This window comes from Nostoc sp. CHAB 5715 (assembly GCF_020829685.1).
In the GTDB taxonomy this organism is placed as follows: Bacteria; Cyanobacteriota; Cyanobacteriia; order Cyanobacteriales; family Nostocaceae; genus Nostoc.
In genome coordinates this window covers 1-6,856 of the sequence record NZ_JAIVFR010000346.1, presented here as the reverse complement: position 1 = coordinate 6,856, position 6,856 = coordinate 1, and the positions used below count along the sequence as shown (strand labels likewise).

Genomic DNA, 6,856 nt, shown 5'->3' with positions numbered 1-6,856 from the left:
TCCTTCAGTATCAAAGGAATAAATAACCCGGTAGTCCCCAATTCTGAGTTTGAACAAACCGCTTAAATCAGCACTCAAAGGTTGAGGGGTTAAGTCCTCAAAGTTCTCAGACAACCAGCGAATTTTATGCAGGATGCGCTCTTGAATAGTTGAGGTGAGAGCTTCAAACCCGATAGTCGCCTCTGATTTAAATTCGATGTCAAGCTTCATTACCAGGTCAATCCCAGGTTTTTTGCTACTTCCTTAGCAGAGATTCCACGTTCTCCAGACTGAGTACGTTGTAGAGAGTCGAGTAGTTGCTGTTTCACTTCTGGCTTTATTTGTTTGCCTTCATCAGGATCAACCATTAGAGATTGAATTGTTTCGGCAACAGTTTCTTGAATCAGAAGCTTGAGTTCTTCGATGGTCATATCTTTGACTTGCATAGAGGATGATGGTTCGTGAAAACTATTCTTACTGTTTTACCTGCTATTGTGGCATATTGCGGCGATCGCGGCGGCATAACAAACCGCTTGCACATCGCCAGAAAGCATCTGCGGGATAAAATGCTAGGACGTTAACGTGAATCTTATACTCACGAATCAGCAATTACCAGCGCAGAAAGGTTATCGCTTGGGTGACAAAGCGCTCAACTTGCCGCCAAGAAGCGATAATAGATAAGATGCCATTTACGAACCAGAACCAGATGGTCTTGCTATAATGCTTTCAGCATTCTAACTTTTAGTAGATCCCTATGACCTCCCAGCAACTTGAAGAACGCTCTCAACAACTCGAAGCGCGAGTTGCAACTTTGGAGACAGAACTGGCACAAATGAAACAGATGCTCTATGGGTTTGTGCAGAAAAAATCTTTTTGGTGGTTAGAAGTCGCAGGTAGCTTTGAAAACGATCCTACTTTTGAGGAAGCAGTTCGCTTTGGACAAGAATGGCGGAAATCTGCTGAGTAGGGTTGCTAACACTGCAAGATGTATATTCTTGACACCGACCATCTCAGTTTCATCCAACGCAATGGACAAGAGGGAAAGCGAATCCTGACAAGGCTGGCAGCCGTTGAAGAGGTTGAAATTGCAGTGACTGTAATTACCTACGAAGAACAAGTTAGAGGTCGGCTCAGTGTTCTATCTAGGGCGAAAAATCCAGATGAGCAAATTTTAGCGTATCAAGGGCTACAGCAACTCGAAAGTATTTTGCTGAAAAAATGCCGCAGAATGAGTTTTTAGCTTGGGTAGCTGAAGTGGATACTCAAATTGTTGCCACTAGCGGCTTAGTATTTTTTCAACGACCCCCCTACAACGGTAATCTTTCAGGCTCAGAAGCCTACATTATGAACGTTTATACAATTCCGATGTGGCGAGGCCAGGGAATTGCAACAGCATTATTAAAGGAAATTATTAACTTTGTCAGGGCAACTGAGGTAAAACGCCTCTGGCTTCACGCCACTGAGGATGGTAAACGTATCTACGAAAAGCTTGGTTTTGTCTCGACTTCAAAAGAAATGGAAATTTTTTGGCAGTAAGGAAAAATCAAGCAACATTGAGAGTAAGCGCAAAGACAGATTGAGCAGCAAGCATTCTCCTTACCACTTCTGGATCAATACCCAAAATTTCTAAGCAGCTTAACTCGTCTATTACGTTCAACATACCATGTTCTGTTACACGAAAACCTTGTTCGTAAACGAACTGCCGTGCTTGATCGAGTGTGCCAAAATTATTATTTACTAAAGACCTGCCTGTAAGGTCAGTACCTGTTTGTAATAGCTTTTCTAAACCTGAGTCATCTTGTTGCGATCGCACTAAACTAGCTGTGTCAATGAAATCAGGAGTAATCCAAACACCACCATAAGAGTGAAGAATCTCACGGACATTGGCACACACAAGTTGTTTTTCTAACAAAGTCAGATGTGTCAGCAATCCTTCACACAAAATCATGACTGGTTGTCCAGCTTTGAGTAGAGGAGTACTCTTCCAAAACTCACTGGGATGATTAGTAGCATCAATTTCTATAAAATGCAGGTTAGGACGTTCCCCGACAAGTTGCTGAATTAGTTGCTGTTTATAACTAATCATCTTAGGCAAGTCACTTTCAATAAAGACGATATTCGGATTGCTAGACATGAAAAGCCCACGCGGTAACAAACCAGATGCTAGTTCTAGAACTTGTGTTATTTGATATTTAGCTATCACCTGGTTGATGCCTTTATAACGAGCTTCTATACGTGCGGTAAGTAAAATACTTTTGTCTTGATTTTGTGGTTGAGATACCTTTACTAACCTTTGCATCTCTATTAATTGTGCCAACTCCTTAGCATAAGGAATATCTGTAAACTGTCTAGCTAGACTAACCATGAAGGCAGTAAGGATAATTTTGTCAAAGTCATTAGTTTGCTGTTTGTTCATAAATTTTTTCGATCTACTATCAAACAGTTTAAATATCAATTTATCAAATGAAAATTACCTAAACTTATAAATTAGTTTTATTTGTAATAACTCTAACTTAACTATCTGGATGACAAAGCTAAATTAATAATTTTAGTGAGTGCGTTATAAAGCAGTCTTAATCACTTAACTCTTCACCCACAAGACTGGTAAACAAGGTACTTTCAACTGTAAGCATTTTGTACTCTAGATTTTTAAATTAATGCTAAAAATACTAATTAAACTATAGTTAATACACATCTACCTGTAATTTAAATTCTTGTTATTCAACGAGTGTAGGCAGAAAAAACTACTTACATAGTAAAATAATTGAGAATTTATATTAATAAATTAAGATACTCAGCCAAAAGTCTTGAGTTAATACAAACGTGAGTTCGACGAACCTCTCCCTGCCTTGAACTAAAGTTCAAGTCTGTCCCTCTCCGACTCGGAGAGGGACGGTTTTGCGTAGTAAAACCAGGGAGAGGTTTTTTGATTGAACAAATTAGGTAGATATTATATGAGCAATCGAATTCACGTTAATACAAATACCTGGTAGGGGCGCACAGCTGTGCGCCCCTACGGAAAATCTATATGTATCAAGATTTTCGTGAAATGCTAGAAGTCCTATAGTTGTATCCAAAGATAGATGTTTTAGCTCCTATTAATTCCTATTGTTCGTGTCAAGCTATGGAAACAAAAATATAAAACATGTTGCCTTTATTAAAATATTTGTTATATTAGTTTACATAAGGAAATAAACCTTAAAAATTAAGCTTGGAGTTTGAACCATGACTAATGCAACCACAACAAAAGTAACTACTCCTGTAATTGAAGATCGCAACGCTTGGCGTTGGGGCTTTACCCCACAAGCAGAAATTTGGAACGGTCGCTTGGCAATGATTGGCTTTTTAGCAGCCGTTTTGGTTGAGCTTTTTTCTGGTCAAGGCTTTCTACATTTTTGGGGCATCCTATAAGTTTTAATATCTAAGATGACCTGTCAACCGCCCCACCCACTCTTGGGATGGGGCTTGTAACTAACCGAGAGACTCGGTTGAAACGTATGGTGCATTGACTGACACCTGCTCCTCTGTCCCTAACTGGGTAGAGGAGAGAATATAGTCGTCCCGAACATTCTTCGCAGCATTGAGATCCGCGTGTGTCCGATGTCCACAGTTTTCGCAATGGAATCTAGACTTGTGCCGATTTGTTCTTCGGATGTGCTTACAAATATTGCATTTCTGCGAGGTATAACGAGGATCTTGGTGTACTACTCGTTTCCCTAACGCTTCTGCCTTGTAAGACAAGAACTGCTCCTGCTGGTAAAATGCCCAACTACCCAACCATTTATTCATTTTCTTGCCGCGTCGCTGGGTGCGAATACTTGACAAGTCTTCAAGCACAAAAACCGCAATTAAGGGTTGGTTGGCTAACTTTTTACTTACACAATGGTTCGTATCCCGCATGAACCGCTTCTCGCGTCCAGACATCGCCTTTAAACGACGTTTGGCGCTGCGAGTGCCTTTTTGCTGGAGTTGACGACGATTGTATAAGTAACGTCTTTGTACTGCCCTGATTTTAGAAGAACTGAAAAATTGACCATCATTGGTAACAGCTTGATGATATAAGCCTCGGTCAATTCCTTGAATTTGTCCTTCTATTTGTTGCGGGTCTTCTGTTTCAAAAACTAATCTTACCCAAAACGTAAGCGTGTTTTTAGTGTAAGTTACAGTTGCACCGCAAAATTCCCAAGTTTCAAAAATTTCTCTGAAATAGTCAGGTACGTCAAGAATTAAAGTAACTCGTTTACCAATGCAACTGAGGGTTAATTGTTTACCTCTTAGTGTCATTGTGCGTTTGTCGTATCTTAATCCTGATGTTGGTTTTTTCTTGGGAATACTTTTAAATTTGGTGGCTTTAATTGCCTCAAGTGCGTTATCTCTGACTGTCTGCAATAACGCAGAAGGCACACTTGGATGCTGAACCCTTAATAGGTAATACAGTTCCTTGTGTGCCTTGTTTTTATTGTAGGTACTGTTAGCCATAGCCCAGCTAACGTGTGCATTAAATATTTCTGCACACTGTTCCATTAGGGGTAGAAACCTTTCTGTTGGTAAGTCAACTGGGATACTAACAGTCCGCTTCATTTAAACTGGCTCCAAAGGTTTGTAATAAGCAATAATCACTGCCTCGTAAAGAGAATTTTCTTGCTTGTAAACCTCTGCGTCAACCAACTCCCAGTCAGGAGTATCTGAGTTCAAAGAGCAGGTATGCCGATGATGTTCCTTGATGAATTTAAGACTATGCTCTGGCGAATTCATCATTGGCATAGTTGGTAAGATGTTTTCGTCAGAAAACCCCGGTAAAGCCTGTAAAACACAAAGAGTTTTAGGTTTGTTTTCGGCGTAAAAATCCTTTAAAAATTGATTCATTTTAGTCCACCTTGTTTGTACAGTACCAGCGACCTTTTTTCTGAAAAACCTTGAACTTTTGCCCATAGAGATGCCAAGCACATTCTCTTTTTGCGGCTTGCCAGCTTTTAGCGTTTAGCGCTATTACAATTTCTTGATTTTCTTGATCTTCTGGATCGTCTAAATACTCGGTTCTGAAAATACTTCCCGATGCATCAGATGCTACTGTGTTGGTTCCGTTTGACCAAATATAATAGGTAACTCCTCCTATTATTGCCACCCCAACAAAAACACATCCCACACCAGCAGTTCCTGCACAGAAAGCAACAGGAGCCAAAATTGCTGGATTGGCTTGTGATGGTTTGACACTAGCTGAAATGCAAAAAGATGTAGCGGTAACTATGACCGCTATTTGTCGTAGAATTTTCTTTTTTGTCCTACCAATACTAGGTTGACCGCGTCCAGGATCGTAGCCGCGATCGCTGGGCATTTTTGTGTAAAATTACTATATCACATATTTTATATATTTTACTGATATGCGCTAAATCATGAAAATATTGTCTAGTTCACACGCTAAACACTGCTTGGGGTATCACATTATTTTTTGCCCAAAGTACCGACATCAAATCCTTGAAGGCGCAGTGGAAGTAGAATTAAAGCGTATCCTTGGAGAAACCTGTAAAACCTATGGATGGATACTTCACGCGTTGGAAATCATGCCTGACCACGTTCATGTATTTGTGCAGGCAGACCATACCACTGCACCAGTAGAAATCGCTAAGACCATGAAGTCAATTTCCGCTGTGCATATATTCAATACATTCAAAGATATTAAAAAGCGTCGCTTTTGGGGTTCAGGGATGTGGAGTGATGGGACATTTTATTCGTCTGTCGGTGGAGTCTCGGAAGAAGCAGTGAAGCGGTACATTGAGACTCAGAAACAGAGGGGTGACTTGCTTGCTCGGAAGGAGAGTGTTAATTGAAGGGGCAGACGCTCGTTCCTCGCTACCGCTTCGCTAACGAACCCCTTCAATTAGCCGCGCGTTCAATAAATAAAAAAACCTGGAGTGCTTATTCACTACCAGGTTTTTTATTGTTTTGTCATTTGTCAGTTGTCATTTGTCATTTGTTTATTCACTAATGACCAATGACCAATGACCAATGACTAATGACTAATTGACTACCGAATATACTCTTTAAGAACGCTGTTACGATTTGGGTGGCGTAATTTGCGGAGTGCTTTCGCCTCAATTTGACGAATGCGTTCGCGGGTGACGTTGAAAATCTGTCCGATTTCCTCAAGAGTCTTCATCCGACCATCATCCAAGCCGTAACGTAGTCTGAGAACATCGCGTTCACGAGGACTGAGACTGTCAAGGACTTTTTCGAGGTCTTCGCGCAGCAGGTTTTTGGAAACTTGGTCTTCTGGCGTTTCACCATCGGATTCAATAAAATCGCCCAACCGAGAATCTTCTTCTTTACCAATGGGTGTTTCTAATGAAATGGGTAACTGGGCAGATTTAGCAATAAACCGCAACTTCTCAATGGTCATTTCCATACGAGTGGCGATTTCTTCTTCGGTGGGTTTGCGACCCATTTCTTGAGACAACAGTTTGGTAGTTTTCTTAATCCGAGAGATGGTTTCGTATAGGTGAACTGGAAGCCGAATTGTGCGGGATTGGTCTGCGATCGCGCGGGTAATTGCTTGACGAATCCACCATGTAGCATAAGTGGAGAACTTATAACCTTTTTCGTGGTCAAACTTTTCAGCGGCACGAATCAAACCGAGACTGCCTTCCTGAATTAAGTCTTGGAACGACAAACCACGATTCATGTACTTCTTGGCAATTGAAACTACAAGACGGAGGTTAGATTGCACCATCTTGTCTTTCGCCCTGCGACCAACATGGAGGCGATAACGAAAAGCTGGCAAAGGTAGTTGTACTGCTTCTGCCCATTCACTATCTCTAGGATCGCGATCTAACTGCTCATAGAGTCTTTCCCGCACCCTCTCTAATTCCAGTAAATCGGC

12 protein-coding genes are annotated in these 6,856 nt (G+C 41.0%); 5 read left to right on the top strand and 7 right to left on the bottom strand.

Annotated elements, in window-relative coordinates; genetic code table 11:
• Both LC574_RS19485 and LC574_RS19480 read right to left on the bottom strand, forming a co-directional pair.
• Nucleotides 1-210, bottom strand: a 210-nt coding sequence (locus tag LC574_RS19485; protein WP_229455027.1) for a type II toxin-antitoxin system RelE/ParE family toxin, incomplete at its 3' end; no start/stop codon positions are given.
• Nucleotides 210-425 carry a hypothetical protein gene (locus LC574_RS19480; RefSeq protein WP_229455026.1) on the bottom strand — a complete coding sequence of 72 codons (216 nt, stop codon included), beginning with the start codon at nucleotides 423-425 and terminating at the stop codon, nucleotides 210-212. The genes LC574_RS19485 and LC574_RS19480, both read right to left, overlap by 1 nt.
• 308 nt (nucleotides 426-733) lie before the next feature.
• Here LC574_RS19480 and LC574_RS19475 point away from each other — a divergent pair, with 308 nt between their 5' ends.
• From LC574_RS19475 to LC574_RS19465, 3 genes are read left to right on the top strand one after another with little or no spacing between them, the layout of a single operon-like run.
• Nucleotides 734-946, top strand: a complete 213-nt coding sequence (locus LC574_RS19475) for a hypothetical protein (protein WP_229455025.1) — start codon at nucleotides 734-736, stop codon at nucleotides 944-946.
• 18 nt (nucleotides 947-964) lie between these two features.
• Nucleotides 965-1,219 (top strand): type II toxin-antitoxin system VapC family toxin, encoded by a 255-nt coding sequence (locus tag LC574_RS19470; RefSeq protein WP_229455024.1) that lies wholly within the window; start codon nucleotides 965-967, stop codon nucleotides 1,217-1,219.
• The gene (locus LC574_RS19465) at nucleotides 1,198-1,515 is read left to right on the top strand and encodes a GNAT family N-acetyltransferase (protein ID WP_229455023.1); all 318 of its coding nucleotides are present in this window, start codon (nucleotides 1,198-1,200) and stop codon (nucleotides 1,513-1,515) included. The genes LC574_RS19470 and LC574_RS19465 overlap by 22 nt, the downstream gene beginning before the upstream one ends.
• A 7-nt stretch (nucleotides 1,516-1,522) precedes the next feature.
• On the opposite strand, the gene LC574_RS19460 is transcribed toward LC574_RS19465, so the two are convergent.
• Nucleotides 1,523-2,395, bottom strand: a complete 873-nt coding sequence (locus LC574_RS19460; protein ID WP_229455022.1) for a class I SAM-dependent methyltransferase — start codon at nucleotides 2,393-2,395, stop codon at nucleotides 1,523-1,525.
• Nucleotides 2,396-3,204: 809 nt separating this feature from the next.
• Between LC574_RS19460 and LC574_RS19455 the strand changes: the two genes are divergently transcribed.
• A complete protein-coding gene (locus tag LC574_RS19455) occupies nucleotides 3,205-3,390 on the top strand; it encodes a chlorophyll a/b-binding protein (protein WP_109009401.1) in 186 nt (61 codons plus the stop codon).
• Nucleotides 3,391-3,450: 60 nt separating this feature from the next.
• Here the strand turns inward: LC574_RS19455 and LC574_RS19450 are convergent, their stop codons facing one another.
• The 3 genes from LC574_RS19450 to LC574_RS19440 are packed head-to-tail and all read right to left on the bottom strand — an operon-like array spanning nucleotide 3,451 to nucleotide 5,314.
• Nucleotides 3,451-4,560 (bottom strand): transposase, encoded by a 1,110-nt coding sequence (locus LC574_RS19450; RefSeq protein ID WP_229455021.1) that lies wholly within the window; start codon nucleotides 4,558-4,560, stop codon nucleotides 3,451-3,453.
• Complete coding sequence (locus LC574_RS19445; protein ID WP_229455020.1) at nucleotides 4,561-4,845, bottom strand: hypothetical protein; 285 nt, start codon at nucleotides 4,843-4,845, stop codon at nucleotides 4,561-4,563. It abuts the gene before it with no gap.
• A gap of 1 nt (nucleotide 4,846) precedes the next feature.
• Nucleotides 4,847-5,314 (bottom strand): hypothetical protein, encoded by a 468-nt coding sequence (locus tag LC574_RS19440; protein ID WP_229455019.1) that lies wholly within the window; start codon nucleotides 5,312-5,314, stop codon nucleotides 4,847-4,849.
• 58 nt (nucleotides 5,315-5,372) lie between these two features.
• On the opposite strand from LC574_RS19440, the gene tnpA reads away from it, so the two are divergent.
• Complete coding sequence (gene tnpA / locus LC574_RS19435; protein ID WP_229455018.1) at nucleotides 5,373-5,807, top strand: IS200/IS605 family transposase; 435 nt, start codon at nucleotides 5,373-5,375, stop codon at nucleotides 5,805-5,807.
• Between the two features lie 197 nt (nucleotides 5,808-6,004).
• Here the strand turns inward: tnpA and rpoD are convergent.
• The coding region (gene rpoD / locus LC574_RS19430) for an RNA polymerase sigma factor RpoD (RefSeq protein WP_229455017.1) at nucleotides 6,005-6,856 on the bottom strand (852 nt) is incomplete at its 5' end.